The organism is Peribacillus simplex (genome assembly GCF_001578185.1).
Classification (GTDB): domain Bacteria; phylum Bacillota; class Bacilli; order Bacillales; family DSM-1321; genus Peribacillus; species Peribacillus simplex_A.
In genome coordinates, this window is the sequence record NZ_CP011008.1 from 4,949,221 (window position 1) to 4,966,197 (window position 16,977).

Below are 16,977 nucleotides of genomic sequence, written 5' to 3' on the forward strand. Positions count from 1 at the left end.
TTCACCGCTTTCTTCGCCTTATTCATCAATATCACTTTGGGAGTTATTAGTTTCCTCCTTCCTCCTTATTCTTAGTGGCTTTTCCGTCTGCAGAAATTGTGGGCGTTTAATCTGCTTTGAAAAAGGGAGGCGAATTAGACTATCTTTAAAGTCATAAATCCTTAACGGGTAAAGAGGGTCTAAATATGGACTGCCAAGCGAAGTCAATTTCAATAAATGACTTAAAATGAATGCACTGCATAAAGCTAATCCGAACAGTCCGTATAACTGCGCTGCAATTAGAAAAGGGAAGCGGATAAGGCGAATCGTATTACTGATTTGGTAAATTGGCACTGTAAATGAAGCCAAGGCAGCCAAAGCGACAAGCATCAATAGCACATTACTGACAAATCCCGCTTCCACAGCGGCTGTACCGATGACTATACCGCCAACAATGCCGATGGTAGAGCCCACCTTGGCAGGCAGCCTAACCGCTGCTTCCCTCAGCAATTCGATCGTTCCTTCCAGCACGATCGCTTCCAAAATCGGCGGAAAAGGGATCACACCCCTTGATGAAATTAAGATTGGCAACAAATCAGTAGGGATCACCAGATAATGATAGGTTAAAACGGCAACATACAGAGGTGAAGATAAAACGGAAAACAGGACTGCGAAAAGACGAATCAAACGGAATGAAGTACCAAGATTCCAAATTTGAAAATAATCCTCAAATGAAGAAAAGAACGAAATGATGGTGTTGGGACCAACTAATGCATGAGGCGATCCATCCAGCATGATCCCTATTTTCCCCTCTGATAATACACTGGCCAGATGGTCAGGCCGCTCCGTATCAATCAGTTGGGGAAACATCGAATTCCGATTATCCGTGATCATCTGGTTTACAAACGAAATATCCACGATCGTATCATACTCTATATCATCTATTCTCTGCATGACTGTATTGATGATCTGTTGATTTACAATCCCATCTATGTAGAGCACCACTAACCTGGTTTGCGAGATGCTCCCAACCCGAAATTCCTTGGACTGCAATTCAGGAATTGGTAACCGATTGCGAATTAGATTCAAATTCGTATCAAGCGATTCAACAAAAGCCTCCTTAGGCCCAGCGACTGTATACTCCGACTCGGGTATGGAAGTTTGCCTTTTCACACTGTGAGCACAAGGAATCAGCAAACACATTTCATCATCTTTCTTGTATTGAATCAAGATCGATCCTTCCAAAACCAACCTTTGAATAACGTTAATATCAGTCGTCACTTTCATATCTTCCATCGGAATATCGCTTTTTAATTGCTTAAGATCCTTCTTTGTTTGATTAGAGATGACAGCCAGTACTTGTTCATGGAGCTGTTGTTCACTAATCAGTGAATTGAAATAGGAGATGGTATAGCCATCTTCATTCGGGAATTGGAAGGTAAGAAAATCATTAGATGCTTCAAATTTTTTAAGAAGTTCTTGAAAGTCCTTGGAAGTAACCTGAAAGGCTGCTGCATCCGTTTTCTTCCTTCCCTTAAAAAACCTCACTAATTCCGCCTCCCATTACCTGTCTTGAATTTTTTAGTTTACCCAATTATTGTAACCACCCTCTTTAAAGTTAGTCATGATTCACCGATATCCTAAAAACCAACTCGCTGCTGATTACCTTTAGTTTTTTCCCTGAAATAGGAAAAGGCCTATCCGGATCCCATGCCTAAAAAAGCATGATATCTAACGGATAAGCCTTTGCGCCTTAATTCATTTAACTCTTTGCCAATTACTTTTGGCTTGGAAAAACGCGTGTTACAAGTTTACGGAACTCATCAACGAATCCTGCAACGGGTTTTCCATTCTGAATGTCATTCGCATACTTATGCATGCTTTGAACAAAGTCAGGGTTTGTCGAAACATAAACGTTGTCTACCGATGGATCTGCTCCTCTTGCTGCATCTGCAATCCTGCCTTTAAGGTCATTCGAGATATCTTTATCCCCGCCGTCATTTAATACTGCCCCAACATATGCATTATTATCAGTCACGATGACCCTGGCGTCCTTTACTTCCTTCAAGGCTTCAACACGATTTGAGATATCATCGGAGACCCTCATACCGTTTGCATCATTATCATTATCATTATCATTATTTATATTTCGCTTTGTATCGCTTACATTCGTCGGATGTTTTACATTATCCTGATGCGTACGATTCAGGCCAAGATTTTCATTGGCACCTTGTTTATTATTAGTAGAACAACCTGTAATCACTAAAACCATCATCACACTTGATACTATCGCCTTATAATTCATATTCTCCACTCCTTTCAAACGTTTAATATTACTATTTACGAGGAGTGGATAGATTATTCATGAGAAGTGACTTTCAATCCGATAGTACCTTCACCCAAAAAACACCAAACGCACCTCGTACCGTACATGATGCCTACCAGAACTGATCCCTGGAGCCCCTATTCCAGTCCCAATAAGCATAATGGGTTCCCTAGGCAATGATTTTTATCGCCGATGATAAAAAAACTAATAACCATGCCAGCAATCATTATATTTTAAACTCATCGCCTATATTAAATAATCACGCAATCACAATTGAATCAAAGCCATCTCTTTTTCCTCTCCAATACAAAAAAAGCCCGATAGGTCATAATCATAACCTCTCGGGCTTTTTCCCCTCCGTGTAAGCAGATCCCTGCGCGTTTCTCCTGAACCATTCCGGTAAAATTTCAACAAATCTTTTATTACTTTACGATATCATGTGCATTTCCAAATTCGGGCAAACGCCTATGCATCACTTTTATTTCTAAGCTTCCATTTGTCGCCTTTTATGGTAAACCAAATATTTTTGAATGGTTCCGGTGTTTTTTTAGCGGCATCAACCGTATATTGTACAGCCTCTTTTTTATATTGAACATCTTCTGTGATTTCTTGCTGAGTCATGGCGAGTTGATCCGTCTCTGATTTAATCTGATCCGTTTTTGCCTGAATGCGTGAAACAGTTCCAGTCACACTTTCAATTGTCGGCTTGGAATCCTTAAATGTTTTGAAAGCAAAAAAAGCGAAATAGATGATCGATCCGATAAAGAGGGCAAGACTAATGTATACAATAATCACCTATGATTCCTCCTTTTATTTTACCTTTACTATACCCGTAATCCTTGAGCAGAAAACGAATCCCCATGTATTTTCTTTTATGCCTGGTCATATTATTGAAAGAAAAAGGAGGAATGAAAATGAATCATATGCCTCTACTTAAAGCCTGTTTTAAAGCCGGAATACACTTCATTAGACATATAACCATACAACAGGCTGCCGTTATAGCAGGAATCATTTTTTTGATCATTCATCCAGAAGTTTTTAGCCCGCTTTGGCTTACATTGGCAACCTCCGTCTTGGTTTTGCTCCTGCTTTGAAGATTGTTGAAAACTCTTTAGTGATCTCCCTCACACCGGTTCCACTTAAGGACCGCTTCACTGCGCCGTCGCTCGAGGCAGGATAACTGAGATATTTCCCTCTTGATGACATAGGCGAATGAAGTAAACAGGCTATATAGAAGTACATACAGAACAAGTAGGAAACGCGATGTGTAAAGTATACTCCATGAAAATGAAAATTTAATCAATCGATTGATTAAACCATTGACTTGCCTTGCCCCCTTATGACAGAAGAACTTCACCACATTTCCCATTTTACCGATAAGCAGAAACTAAATGGAAAATTACGAAATTTGTGTATAATTAGACTATATTCATAACCTTCAAGGAGGAATCATATTCATGGATGCTCTCATTCAACAGTTTAGGAATTTGCCCACCACGGCCATTTCAGATGCAATGGAAGGATTGAACAATCTGGAATCAGCGATTAAACCCTTAAAAGAAGAGTTTCATTTTGCCGGACGTGCTTTAACCGTACTGATGCCCGTCGGTGATAATTCAGCCGTCTTGAAAGCAATCGGCGAAGCAAGACCTGGAGATATAATAGTCGTTGACAGCAAAGGTGATACATACCGTGCAATAGCAGGTGACTTTGTTGTCGGCATGATGCAGACCATGGAAATTGGCGGTCTCGTAGTCGATGGAGTCATTCGTGATCTTGAAGCAATTAAAGAAATGAATTTCCCTGTTTTCAGTAAAGGGACAACGGTTGCCTCAAGTGGCAAAGCTGGTGTAGGGCAAACCAATATCCCCATTTCCTGTGGAGGTGTCACAGTGTTTCCAGGTGACATCATCATAGGGGACATAGATGGAGTCGTTGTCGTGCCACAACCCATGGGTGAAGAAATCCTGATCAAAGCAAAGGATAAAATCATGAAAGATAAACTGCGTGCAGAAAAATACGCGGGTAAGCCTGAAGAAATAAGAAAGTATATTGCCATGATGACCAATAAAGCATGATCTAACGCATATAAAAAAACAGGCAGGAAGCAATGGCTTCCTGCCTGTTTTTCAGCTTATTTATCGGAATCGGATTCCTTTGAACCTTCTTCATTATATGTGTAATCATAATCATCAGGGTTAATTGGCTTAAAACCCTTTGGAGTATAGAAACGGAGTAAGTCACCGTTCACCACTTGGTCGGATAAATTGAGCATCTTTTCAACTCTCTTTTTATAATTGAGGATGTCATCATTTTCCTTGACAATTTCTCCTGTTTTCGTATCGAAGTATTTTCCTTTAATGGAAGTAACATCTGGTGTTACAAAATCACCATTCCTGAAAGGTACAACTTCACTATGATCTTTAGACAATAAGTCAGAACCGAATTGTACATAATCTTTAGATTCAATTCCTAACAAATGCAATAAAGTCGGGAGAAGGTCAATCTGTCCTCCGTATTGGTGCATTTCTCCGCCTTTAACACCTGGAACATGAATCAATAATGGTACACGTTGCAATTGGGCGTTCTCAAATGTGCCAACATCCTTGCCAAGCACTTTTGACATAGCTTCCGTATGGTTTTCCGAAATACCATAGTGATCACCGTACATAACGATTACTGAGTTATCATACAGACCGGATTTCTTCAGATAAACGAAAAACTCCCTAAGCGCTTCGTCTGCGTAGCGTGCAGTTTGGAAGTAATTATCAACGGAAGCATCACCTGTCGTTTGCTTACCGATTGTTGCCTTGTCCTGGTCCATGGCATATGGGAAATGATTAGATACCGTTATGAATTTTGTATAGAAAGGCTGTTTAAGCGTTTCTAACATTGGAATCGATTCTTTAAAGAAAGGTTTATCCATTAAACCATAACTTAGCACTTCTTCTTTATTCTCCATATTATAATGGCTTGCATCGAAAAATTGATTGAACCCAAGAGCCTTATACATCTTGTCTCGGTTCCAGAAAGATTTGTAATTACCATGGAAAACAGCAGATGTGTATCCTTTTTCTCCTAAAATCGCTGGTGCCGCTTGATACGTATTTTGGGCTCGGTTTGTGAAAGCTGCCCCCTGTGGTAAACCGAACAGGGAATTTTCAAGCATGAATTCAGCATCTGCCGTTTTACCTTGGCCTACTTGATGGAAGAAGTTATCAAAGTACATGAAATCTGACTTCTCATGTGCAAGTGAGTTTAGAAATGGAGTTACTTCTTCCCCGTTCAACTTATAATCGATCATGAAATTCTGCATGGATTCCAAATGCAGGTATATGACATTTTTACCTTTTGCTGCACCAAAATACTTAGGGTTCGGTTCAGCGCTTGTTGCCTTCGTATAATTGACCACTTCCGCGATATCCGTGCTATTTGCAGTTGCACGCTGAGCGTACGTTTTAGTATTCTGAACGGCATCATATACCGTATAGTTGAACATACCCAAATATTTGACAATATAATTCCGGTCGAATGTTCTTGACAATAATTGCGGACGATCCTTTTCAGCAAGTCCTAAATTAATAGCGAAAATTGCAAGTCCTGCAAGGTAAACCATTCCAACCGTACGGCGTTTGACTTTGAAGTTTTCCACTTTAAAGTCTTTGAATCTATACAACACAATCAAAAGTACCGTATCAAGGAAATAAAATACATCATGGGATTTAAATAATTCTAAAATACTCGGTCCCAAATCCCCGGCATTATTTTGCACTTGTGTCAAGGTTGGTAATGTAATGAAATCGGTAAATGAACGGTAGTAAACAATATTGAAGAATAGCCATAAGGACATCAATAAGTTCAATCCGATGATCCATTTAAACGATTTTTTACCTTTCGCCAGTAATGCCAACCCAAAGAATAAAATAGCTGAACTAATCGGGTTTATGAATAGTAAAAACTGTTGCAGTCCATTCTCAATACCTAAGTTAAATTCAACTCGATACCCAATATAAGTTTTAATCGTAAACATAACTACCGCAATAAAGAAAAAGCCTAGTATGTTATCTGCAAATAAATGCCGGCTTTTTTTAAGAAAATTATTCATGCTTTCACCTCTATTAATCTAGTGGTTTATTTATATAAATTTTTACATACTTACAAAAGACGGAAAAACGGAAACCTTATGATAGCATTCTTTCAATCAGATAGTCAAGACTGTGCAAACCACCTTTTGTCACATCAATAACCCTTATGATCCAGAACACTTCTTTAGCTTATGAACAACTTTTGAAAAAGTAACAGAGTTTCGACCGTCTTGATTTTCTATAACAAATATATAGGAATTCCATGTCTTAATCCAATAAATATCACCGTAACTTTTTTGGGTTACTGTGGATCACCGTCACTATTTAGTTTAACTTCCTTCAGGCTTTTATCATTATAAACGACTCTTTATAAAAACACCAGCACATTACAAAATATGTAAAGATGTAAATCTTCAATCATTGAATGCTATTAGATATTTAGAGGATTTCTTTCCCGATAATTCGACATCTGAAATTTGATTGACGATTACATTGATGCATCGCTCCACCGCACTTTCTATTTATCTGTAAGAACCAAAAGCCAGCTTAAGTTCACCCGTTCATTTACTGTATCCCCTCAAGTTAAAATCCCATAAAATAATAAAAGGTTTTGAGGCCTGTTTCGTAAACTCATTTCGCGTTATATCGACATCATTCCCGTCTTGCCTTCAGTTGATCTACTTTTATCGAATTAATTTCTCCTGATAGTAAATGACACCAAATTTGCCTATATTACTTGAAGTAATTAGTAGATGAGGATTCAATTATTCTTAGTTTACATGAATGTTCATGTTTTAGTTTTTAAGATTATTCACCAATTTATTTACCAAATGTTCACTTAAATTACAATTTAAAACCAGACCGGAACCAAAAACTGCATCAAGCATCAATGCAGTTGACATTATAATAGGAAGAAACTATTTTTTTTACGTTGTTATTTGTTTGGCTGAAGAGTTATTTTCTTTCGGCAGCCGCCCATATAAGCCCTAGCAGCTACAACAGGGTCTAATATGAACCTTGTCCTATTTATTTTCCCTTTATTGGGTGAAGACCTTACCAGCTGTTGTAACCGGCATTATTGGTTTCCTTAAGTGATTTCTTTTCTTCCCTTTGTTATTATATATACTTTCATTCAGCTTTATTATAAAAAATAAAAAAAATCCTGTCCTAAATCGAGGGCAGGATTTGCTTTTAAACTATATTTAATTACTTAAGCCCTTTAGAAACTTCTTTAACCATTTCATCAACAGATTCTAAACCGCCGCCAGATAAGTACCAGTAGTTAGGATCAAGATAAATGATGTTTCCTTCTTTAAAAGCCTTTGTATTTTTTACAATGTCATTTTCAACAGTTTTTTTTGCTGCAGCTCCATCACCGGCAACCGCATCTCTATCTACAACGAATAGATAGTCTGGATTCTTTTCAGCAATGTATTCGAAAGAAATACTTTGACCATGTGTAGATACCTCCAATTTATCATCTACAGCAGGTACTCCGAATACATCATGGATAATTCCAAATCTTGAATCAGGTCCGTAAGCACTTACTTTTCCTCCGCTAGCAAGAACGATTAAACCAGTTTTATCCTTCGGAGCTTTTTCTTTCAAAGCATTAATGTTTTCATCAACACGTGCTAATTCTTTAACTGCTTCGTCTTTTTTATCGAAGATTTTACCCAAAAGTGTTACATTTTCTTTAAAGGATTCCATATAATTTGCAGTATCTACACCTACATAAACAGTAGGGGCAATTGCACTTAATTCTTTATATGCTTCAGTTTGACGGCCAGAAATCAGGATTAAGTCAGGAGCCATCTCGTTGATCTTTTCGAAGTCAGGTTCTTTTAAACCGCCGGCATTTTCAGTTGTACCTTTATATTTAGAAAGGTATTTTGGAAGGCCATCATGAGGAACAGCTGCTACTTTCACACCCAATTTATCAAGAGTATCAAGAGCACCCATGTCGAATACAACAACTTTTTTAGGGTTTGTTTTTACTTTCGTTTCGCCTAGTTGGTGCTTAACCGTAAATTCTTCGCTTTTAGCACTTTCTTTTTTCGTACCTGATTCTTCTTTTTCCTTAACTGATCCGCAAGCTACAGCCACTACAGCCAGCATTGCAACTAAAAGCAGTAAAGATAATTTCTTAATCATCATGGTCACCTCGAAAAGTATTTTTTTTATTTAAAATTACAGATTGAATCCTCACCTTCACAGAATTCACCTGCATCGCTTTCCCTGGATATAAACAGGAGGCGGCTAAAAACCTTGGGCGCCCGCCAACTTTTAACAGCCTAATCAGCGTATGAAGTGAATCTGAGACGGCTACGAATACTGAAGTAATTTAAAACCAAATGGCTTTTTCTTACGTGAAGTACACACAGATCTTATTGTCATTAATATTTTGGATTTCAATATCCATATCATAGATTTCCTTTAATACTTCGGAGTTGATCACTTGTTCGGTAGGTCCATTATGAACAACCTTGCCATCCTTCAATGCGACAATATAGTCGGAATAACAGGATGCAAAATTAATGTCATGAATGACGATTATGACCGTTTTCCCTAATTCATCGGCCAATCTCCTCAATACCTTCATGATTTGGACGGAATGCTTCATATCAAGATTGTTCAGAGGCTCATCAAGAAGTACATACTCCGTATTCTGAGCAATAACCATGGCAATGAATGCCCGCTGCTGTTGCCCGCCGCTAAGCTGGTCAAGAAACTTATCCTGCATTTCGCCAAGTTCCATATATTCAATCGCTTCATCGACATACTTCCAATCCTCTTTAGTCAGTTTACCTTGTGAATAAGGAAAACGGCCAAAGGCGACAAGTTCACGAATCGTTAAACGTATATTGATGTGGTTAGCCTGCTTTAAGATGGCAATCTTTTTAGCAAGTTCATTGCTATTGAATTTCCCCATATCCTTCCCCTCGATCAGGACTTCTCCTGAATCCCGGGTAATGAGCCGGCTGATCATTGAAAGGACTGTACTTTTCCCCGCTCCATTAGGACCGATGAAAGATGTGATTTTCCCTTTCGTTATTTCAATGGAAACATCCTCGACAACCGTTTTACTATTATATTTTTTGAATAAATTTTTCACTTCTACCATGATTTATTCTCCTTTAATAGAAGATAGATGAAATAGACACCGCCGACAAAGTTGATAATGACACTCAAGGTGGTAGAGAACGTAAAGATCCTCTCTACAATGAATTGACCGCCGACCAAGGCAATCACACTGATCAGCATTGCACCCGGGATGATATGTTTATGCTGATAGGACTTAATGAATTGATAAGCCACATTTGCAACAAGTAATCCGAGGAACGTGATTGGACCGATCAGGGCAGTTGAAATGGAAATTAAAATCGTGACGACGATTAAAACCCGTTTCGTTACAAAATCGTAATCCACACCCAAGTTTATGGCTTGGTCCCTCCCTAGTGACATGACATCTAAATACTTCAAAAATCTCATAAAATATATCATTGCCGCTATCATGAGGATAATCGCTAATGTTAACAGGTCAGTGTTGACATTATTGAAACTGGCAAACATTTTATTTTGTATCATTTGAAATTCATTCGGGTCAATCAAAACCTGCATAAATGAAGACATGCTGCCGAATAAGGTCCCGAATATGATACCGATCAACAATAGAAAGTAAATATTTCGGTTTTTCTTGAACATGATCTTGAACAGCAAGCTGGAAAAAATAAGCATTGCCGTAAGTGTAACCAGGAAATTGAGATTTTTATTCATGATCATGATATGCGTTGAACCGAAGAGGAAAATCACTCCAGTTTGGATCAGCATATACATAGAGTCCAGTCCCAAAATGCTTGGTGTCAGGATTTTATTATTCGTAACCGTTTGGAAAATCACTGTTGAAAAGGCTATCGCACAACCTACCACGATGATGGCAATGATTTTTATGATCCTCCTCGGCAGTGCATAATCCCAATTCGGGCCAAGGTCCCAAAATATGTAACCTGCCGTTAAAGCTGCTGCCAGAACAGCTAATATAATGATCTTACTTTTATTATTCATATGCCTTTCTCCTCATTATCAGATAGATAAATACGGCGCTTCCTATCACACCAACCACGAGTCCAATCGGAATTTCAAATGGATATATGATGATCCTGCCCAGAATATCGCAGATCAATAGGAATACTGCCCCTAGCAACGCTGTATGAGAAAGACTCTTTTTCAAATTATCACCAAGGTAAAGGGATACAATATTTGGTACGATCAATCCTATGAAAGGAATCGTTCCCACCGTTAACAGGACAACAGTGGAGGATAATGCCACGATGATCAGCCCAAAATTGACTATAAGTTTATAATTTAGCCCTAGATTAATAGCAAACTCCTCACCCATCCCTGCCACAGTGAATTTATTGGCAAAGAAGTATGCGAGAATGACTAAAGGGATACTTACATATATTAGTTCGTACCTTCCCGACATGATCATCGAGAAATCACCATTCATCCATGTGTTGAGGCTTTGAATCAAATCATACTTATAAGCAAAGAATGTCGAGATGGAACCGACGATATTACCAAACATCAAACCAACCAATGGAATGAAAATCGTATCCTTATATTTCACTTGATCAAGAATTTTCATGAACAAGAATGTACCTGCCAAAGCGAATATGAAAGCGAATGCCATTTTCTCAATAAGTGCTGCCGATGGAAAAATGATAATGGCAAGAAGAAGTCCAAGCCTTGCAGAATCCATGGTACCGGCAGTCGTAGGGGATACAAATTTATTGCGGCTCAATTGCTGCATGATCAGACCGCTTATACTCATCACCACGCCGGCAATGATTATGGTCATCATTCTGGGGAAACGGCTTTGCAGCATGATTTGCACTTTATCATCACTTAGATCCAATAAATCCAGGGGGGTAATATCTTTTACACCAATGAATAATGAGGTAAATGATAAAACGATTAACGACATGACTAAATATCTTATCTTCATCTACATTTCCTACTCTTCCTATCTCAGTAAATACAGCGATAATATTTTTAATTAAAAATATATGAATAAAGACTATTGTACAATCCCCTATTGAAATGGGGTTCATGAGACAATAGTTACAGGGTTCTCACATTCATGATAATGAGATTCATTATCATTATCATTCATTCTTATTCTACCATTTCTTTGACATGTGTCAACAAATACAAGGGAATTACTTTGATAAACTCCGGATAATGGAAGAACCACTCATGCATTTCGCTACAGGAAGTGATAAAATCATAATAACAAATATTTACTCTTCTAATGAAAGAAGCGATGTGATGAAAAACTTCCTATCTAAAGTGTTCACAAAAAAAGGGAAAATCCAGATTGAATTTTGCCAAAATAATCTTGACCGCTTCCTTGATGAACAAACGGTTGCTGATTATGGTAAATTCTTAGCGAATACAAGGATTCAATATAAGGAATATGAATGTTTAAGTGAGTGTAAACTTTGTAAGCAAACCCCCTATGCGAAAGTGAATGGCCAGATAATGAACGCCAAGGATTCACGGAATCTTTTAAATCAGTTATATGATGAATTGAAATGATACGGGCCAAGCAAAATTGCTTGAACCGTATTTTATTATGGAAATTTCTATCATCTACCTCTAAGTATACAGAATCCAGGGGATGAATAACTACGAAAAGTAATTACTAACTTTTTTTCTGCCACCATTCCCCTTAGAAATATAAGCCCTTGGGAAGGTTGTTATGCATCAGAGTCATTCCCTTATGTAATCGAAAAACATCCACACTCTTTTTTTGACAGAGAGAGTTTTACTGGGCTGCAAGCCATGGAATGCCTTTATTGATCTAGTAGATACTTCCTGTTTTTCTCTAGTTCCTACGGTTATACTGTATATATAGCTTAATATATGATAATTTATGGAAAAAGATATATAGGAGGACGTCCGTGAAAAAAATCATTCCTACAATCGTTTCATTCGTAACCCTAGGTCTTGTCACTGGATTGCCTAGCCAGAACCCCATCGCATTGGCAGAAGAATTCACCCCTTATTATGGAAATGGTCCAAGCTATATTCAACCTGATAACCTCTCCTACCTTTTCCCTGAACCTGATGTTTCTTTCAAGACCCCTGCCTTTATACAAGGCAAGATCGCTTTTACGAGCCAAGAAGAAATGATTGGTCATATCAAGTCCCTCTCCCATAAAAACAAGAACATCCAAGTCAAGACGATAGGTAAATCAATAGAAGGACGCGACATCCCAATGCTTCTTTTCAGCAAGGATTCAAAAAAACTCAATAAGGATTCCCGTAAACCATTGATTTGGATACAAGGTCAGATCCATGGCAATGAACCCGCTTCAGGTGAATCAACATTAGTCATTGCACAATGGCTTGCCGAAGGAAAACTTGGTGACGTCCTCGATAAAGTGAACATTGCCATCGTTCCACGCGTAAATCCAGATGGCTCCTATTACTTCAAACGATTTACCGCAAATGACATGGATGCGAATAGGGACTATTTAAAAGTGGAGTATCCTGAAGTACAGACTATTCATCAAACCATCAATGATTATGGGCCTGAAGTCATTCTTGATGTACATGAATATACAGTGAACCCCGCTCCCCTTAAAAAGGTAGGCGCAAATGGATCCATCGCTTCCTATGATCTGCTCATTTCATCAGCAAAGAATTTAAATATTCCGGAACAGCTTCGAAAAGCATCCGATGAACTGCTTTTACCTAATGTTTTCAAAGCATTGGAAAAAGAAAAGCTTTCCTATCATGATTACTATACACTCGATACTTCTGATACTGGAATTCTTACCGCTACTGAAGGAAGCACAGAAGCCCGCATCGGTCGCAACGCTCTCGGATTGAAAAATACAATGACCTATTTAATTGAAACAAGGGGTATCAATATCGGCCGTACTGACTTCAAACGTCGTGTTTATGCACAAGCTTCAGCTCAGGCTGCCTTCATTAAAACGACGGCTGATCAGGCCAATGAAGTAAAAAAGGTGGTCAAGCTGGCGGAAAATGAAGTGGTGAAAAAAGGGAGAAAAGCAAATGATAACGACAAAATTGTCATCACCAGCCAAAATAAATTAATGAAAAATCAAAGGTTAACGGTGGTCGATATAGCGAAAGCCAAAAAGGTCGATACCACCATCGATTGGCTGGATTCTACAGCTGCCTACCCTACGCTGGTTAGAGATCGTCCGACAGCCTATATCCTTCCATCCGAATATAAAGATATTGCCAAGAAACTTCAGCTATTGGGAGTAGAAGTCAAAAAATTAAAAAGACCCATGAAAGTAGCTGTTGAAAACTATAGGGTCAAGGATCTAAAAGTTTCCGCTGAACTGGAAAGCGGACATTCCACAAGGGAAGTCACGACCACCGTTACTTCAAAAACTCGGGTTTTCCCAAAAGGAAGCTATGTATTTAACATGGACCAGCCTGACGCTAACTTCATTTCCCTGGCCCTCGAACCAGAAGGCATAGACAGCTACGTGACATTCAATTTCATTCCCGCTGTTAAAGGCGGAGAATTACCTATTTACCGCTACATGAAACAATCAGCATTACCAGTTAAATAATGCATTTCGATTACTTTCTAAAACGCTTTAGCAGCTTTCGTTGCTGAAGCGTTTTATTTTTGAACTCCTATTTAATTCACTTTTAGACCTATTGGCGGACTTTATTTTTTGAATGTGTTGAGAGTTTTTGAATATATATATAAACGGATGATGTGTTTAAGAGGGGGAACGACTTTGAACCAGCATGTGCAATTGGAAATGAACCGCCTTATTCATCGCTTAAAACAAGACCAATCAGCAGATGGATCTTGGAATTATCCCTTTGACACTGGGATAACAGCTGATGCCTATATGATTATTTTACTTAAAGTTTTAGAAATAGAAGATGCCTCTTTAATAGAGGCATTAGTAAAAAGGATTGAAAGCAGACAAACGGAAAACGGCTCTTGGAGACTTTTCCATGATGAAAAAGACGGTAATCTTTCAGTCACTATTGAAGCTTATTATGGTCTCCTTTATAGCGGACTGCGAAAAAAACAAGATCCTCATATGAGGAAAGCCAAACAATTCATTCTTTCCAAGGGTGGAATTAAACAGGCCAAAATGTTAACTAAAATGATGCTCACCATCACTGGACAATATAAATGGCCACTCCTATTCCCGATCCCGCTCGAAGCTATATTACTGCCGCCAACCTTCTTCTTCAGCATTTATGACCTATCCGTATATGGCCGTGTCACCATGGTCCCTTTGCTTTTACTAGGACATAAAAGGTTCCAGATCATGTCCCCAAACACACCTAGTTTAAAAGATTTATATCAAACAAGGGAGGAACGGTCTGAAGAGCATGTGTGGAAGGAATATCGAACCGACGAATACCGCTCCTTCTTTTCCAAACTTCAAACAGGTGTCAAAACTTTAATTGGTTATCCAGATTATCTTCATTCCTTGGCCCTAGAAACCACAAAACGATTTATGCTCGACCGTCTAGAACCCGACGGAACGTTGTATAATTATTTTGGGCCTACCTTTTTCATGATTTTTGCCCTACTTTCAACCGGCTACTCGAAAAAAGATCCTGTAATCCTAAAAGCTGTTTCCGGTTTGAAGGAAATGTCCTGTTCCGTTGATGGTCACACACATATCCAACTTACAACAGCACATGTTTGGAATACATCCTTAATCAGTTATGCCCTGCAAGAAGCCGGACTGCCACCAAAAGATGAAACTGTAAAGTCCGCCAATCAGTATTTACTGTCACGCCAGCATTATATGTATGGAGATTGGTTAATTCATAATCCTGACGCTGTCCCAGGTGGCTGGGGTTTCTCTGATTTGAATACAATGAATCCAGATGTAGATGATACGACGGCATCATTACGGGCGCTTGCAGGTCAAATGCAAACAAGACCTGATAATCTGGACAGCTGGCAGCGTGGTGTCGCCTTTACAATTTCCATGCAAAATGACGATGGAGGATTTCCCGCATTTGAACGGGAAAGCGATCCTAAATGGGTACATCTCATTCCTTTCGAAGGATCAAATTACATCTTGACTGATCCGTCGACAGCTGATTTAACAGGCAGGACGCTTGAATTTCTAGGGAACTATACAAATTTGAAGAAACCTGGGAAAGTCAGCAAAAAGGCCGTAGATTGGCTCTTGAAAGATCAGGAGCAGGACGGCTCCTGGTACGGACGCTGGGGAATATGTTACCTATATGGCACATGGTCGGCACTGACTGGCATGAAGGCCGTAGGGCATTCCTCTGAACATCCTGCCATCAAAAAGGCCATCTCCTGGTTAAAGAAAATCCAAAATAAAGATGGCGGCTGGGGTGAATCTTGTTATAGTGACATCAAGCAGCATTATATGCCTCTCGGGACCAGTACCCTGACACATACGGCTTGGGCTGTGGATGCGTTGATTGCAACATCTGACAAACCCACACCTGAAATTGAAAAGGGCATCACCTATCTCACCCGCGGAGCTCAAAAAGAAGACTGGACCAATGACTATCCTGCAGGCCAGCTCATGGCAAGCGTTTTGTATACCCATTATCACAGCTATCGCTATATTTACCCGCTACTTGCCTTAAGCCACTACAGAAACAAATTCATGGATGCTTAATCGCTTTTTCAGTGATTTTTATCATATAAAGGTGAATATGTGGATTACCTGTGGAAAAGGGGTGAACAACAACGAAAAGTTATCCACAATCCGAGGTTATCCACATTATTTTGCCTGTAAAATGACTAAAAACAAGTCATCGATAAACATTTCCCTTCATTTTTGTTGAATTTTGTTGATTAATTCATTTCGAATATGTATTAATGTCTTGTTTATGCACGCTTTGTGGATAGTTTGGGGATGAATGATTACGATTCCAAGAAAACTTTATCCAGTTTATCACTATAGAATTCTATGGCCTTTGCATAAGATTGTATTTCTCGATCCTTAGAGGTTTCCGCAATTATTTTCAATAAGGATTCCATCGCTAGATCATGTCGGCCCAAATTATAAAATGACATGGCCCTGAATACCAATAAAGCCCTATCCTCAGGAAACTTTGCCAGCCCCGCTTCCAATGTCCGTTTTGATTTTTCATATTCCCCAATGGTGCGATATGTGCTCCCCAGCCCTAGGTAGGCTCCTTTTGCGTCCTCATCCGGCAAACCTAGTTTGAGGGCAGCTTCATAATGGGGCACCGCCTTTACCTCTAGTCCAAGAATATCCAAACTCCAGGCACACTGATACTGTATGACTGCATCCTCTGGATTTTGCTTTGCCAAATCCATCAATAATTGATTGGATTTTTTGAATTCTTTCCTGCCCCTTAATATTAGTGCCCTTTCTAAACTCTCCATCGCCATTCCTCCATTGGATAAAATTCCTTATTGCCCCTATTCGCGAGTCCCCCATTTAATACCTTCTTAGATCGGCTGAGAAAGAGTGATTCAGAATTTATATGTAGGAAAATGGGAGTCTGGATCGGCCTCGCTTTTCAATCGGATATGCCATTGTG

At 39.0% G+C, this 16,977-nt stretch carries 14 protein-coding genes; 5 read left to right on the plus strand and 9 right to left on the minus strand.

The genetic code is table 11. The annotated features are described in order from the left end of the window. Positions 1 to 18: 18 nt before the first annotated feature. The 3 genes from UP17_RS23260 to UP17_RS23270 all read right to left on the minus strand — a co-directional run bounded on the left by UP17_RS23260 (position 19) and on the right by UP17_RS23270 (position 3,100). Complete coding sequence (locus tag UP17_RS23260) at positions 19 to 1,527, minus strand: spore germination protein (protein ID WP_061465509.1); 1,509 nt, start codon at positions 1,525 to 1,527, stop codon at positions 19 to 21. 229 nt (positions 1,528 to 1,756) lie between these two features. Beyond that, positions 1,757 to 2,284 carry a YhcN/YlaJ family sporulation lipoprotein gene (locus tag UP17_RS23265; RefSeq protein WP_061465510.1) on the minus strand — a complete coding sequence of 176 codons (528 nt, stop codon included), beginning with the start codon at positions 2,282 to 2,284 and terminating at the stop codon, positions 1,757 to 1,759. Positions 2,285 to 2,770: 486 nt separating this feature from the next. Further along, positions 2,771 to 3,100 carry a DUF948 domain-containing protein gene (locus UP17_RS23270; protein ID WP_061465511.1) on the minus strand — a complete coding sequence of 110 codons (330 nt, stop codon included), beginning with the start codon at positions 3,098 to 3,100 and terminating at the stop codon, positions 2,771 to 2,773. A gap of 119 nt (positions 3,101 to 3,219) precedes the next feature. On the opposite strand from UP17_RS23270, the gene UP17_RS23275 reads away from it, so the two are divergent. Further along, on the plus strand, positions 3,220 to 3,399 hold the full coding sequence (locus UP17_RS23275) for a hypothetical protein (protein ID WP_061465512.1): 180 nt from the start codon (positions 3,220 to 3,222) through the stop codon (positions 3,397 to 3,399). A 363-nt stretch (positions 3,400 to 3,762) separates the two neighbouring features. Then, the gene (locus UP17_RS23280; RefSeq protein WP_061465513.1) at positions 3,763 to 4,383 is read left to right on the plus strand and encodes an RraA family protein; all 621 of its coding nucleotides are present in this window, start codon (positions 3,763 to 3,765) and stop codon (positions 4,381 to 4,383) included. A gap of 56 nt (positions 4,384 to 4,439) precedes the next feature. Here the strand turns inward: UP17_RS23280 and UP17_RS23285 are convergent, their stop codons facing one another. The 5 genes from UP17_RS23285 to UP17_RS23305 form a co-directional block, all read right to left on the minus strand. Next, complete coding sequence (locus UP17_RS23285) at positions 4,440 to 6,410, minus strand: lipoteichoic acid synthase (protein WP_061465514.1); 1,971 nt, start codon at positions 6,408 to 6,410, stop codon at positions 4,440 to 4,442. A gap of 1,186 nt (positions 6,411 to 7,596) precedes the next feature. Next, the gene (locus UP17_RS23290; protein ID WP_208857080.1) at positions 7,597 to 8,541 is read right to left on the minus strand and encodes a siderophore ABC transporter substrate-binding protein; all 945 of its coding nucleotides are present in this window, start codon (positions 8,539 to 8,541) and stop codon (positions 7,597 to 7,599) included. Between the two features lie 214 nt (positions 8,542 to 8,755). Beyond that, complete coding sequence (locus UP17_RS23295; RefSeq protein WP_061465516.1) at positions 8,756 to 9,514, minus strand: iron ABC transporter ATP-binding protein; 759 nt, start codon at positions 9,512 to 9,514, stop codon at positions 8,756 to 8,758. Then, a complete protein-coding gene (locus UP17_RS23300) occupies positions 9,508 to 10,455 on the minus strand; it encodes an iron chelate uptake ABC transporter family permease subunit (protein WP_061465517.1) in 948 nt (315 codons plus the stop codon). Before UP17_RS23300 ends, UP17_RS23295 begins: the two co-directional genes overlap by 7 nt. After that, entirely contained in the window at positions 10,448 to 11,398 is a 951-nt protein-coding gene (locus UP17_RS23305; protein WP_061465518.1) for an ABC transporter permease, read from the minus strand. Before UP17_RS23305 ends, UP17_RS23300 begins: the two co-directional genes overlap by 8 nt. Before the next feature lie 251 nt (positions 11,399 to 11,649). Here UP17_RS23305 and UP17_RS23310 point away from each other — a divergent pair, with 251 nt between their 5' ends. The 3 genes from UP17_RS23310 (at position 11,650) to shc (ending at position 16,082) form a co-directional block, all read left to right on the plus strand. After that, positions 11,650 to 11,991, plus strand: coding sequence for a DUF1450 domain-containing protein (locus UP17_RS23310; protein ID WP_061465519.1), 342 nt, complete (start codon positions 11,650 to 11,652; stop codon positions 11,989 to 11,991). A gap of 365 nt (positions 11,992 to 12,356) precedes the next feature. Further along, entirely contained in the window at positions 12,357 to 14,012 is a 1,656-nt protein-coding gene (locus UP17_RS23315; protein ID WP_061465520.1) for a M14 family metallopeptidase, read from the plus strand. A 174-nt stretch (positions 14,013 to 14,186) separates the two neighbouring features. Further along, a complete protein-coding gene (gene shc / locus UP17_RS23320) occupies positions 14,187 to 16,082 on the plus strand; it encodes a squalene--hopene cyclase (protein ID WP_349817582.1) in 1,896 nt (631 codons plus the stop codon). Between the two features lie 248 nt (positions 16,083 to 16,330). Here shc and UP17_RS23325 read toward each other — a convergent pair whose 3' ends face one another. Further along, positions 16,331 to 16,819, minus strand: coding sequence for a tetratricopeptide repeat protein (locus tag UP17_RS23325; RefSeq protein WP_061465521.1), 489 nt, complete (start codon positions 16,817 to 16,819; stop codon positions 16,331 to 16,333). Between the last annotated feature and the right edge of the window lie 158 nt (positions 16,820 to 16,977).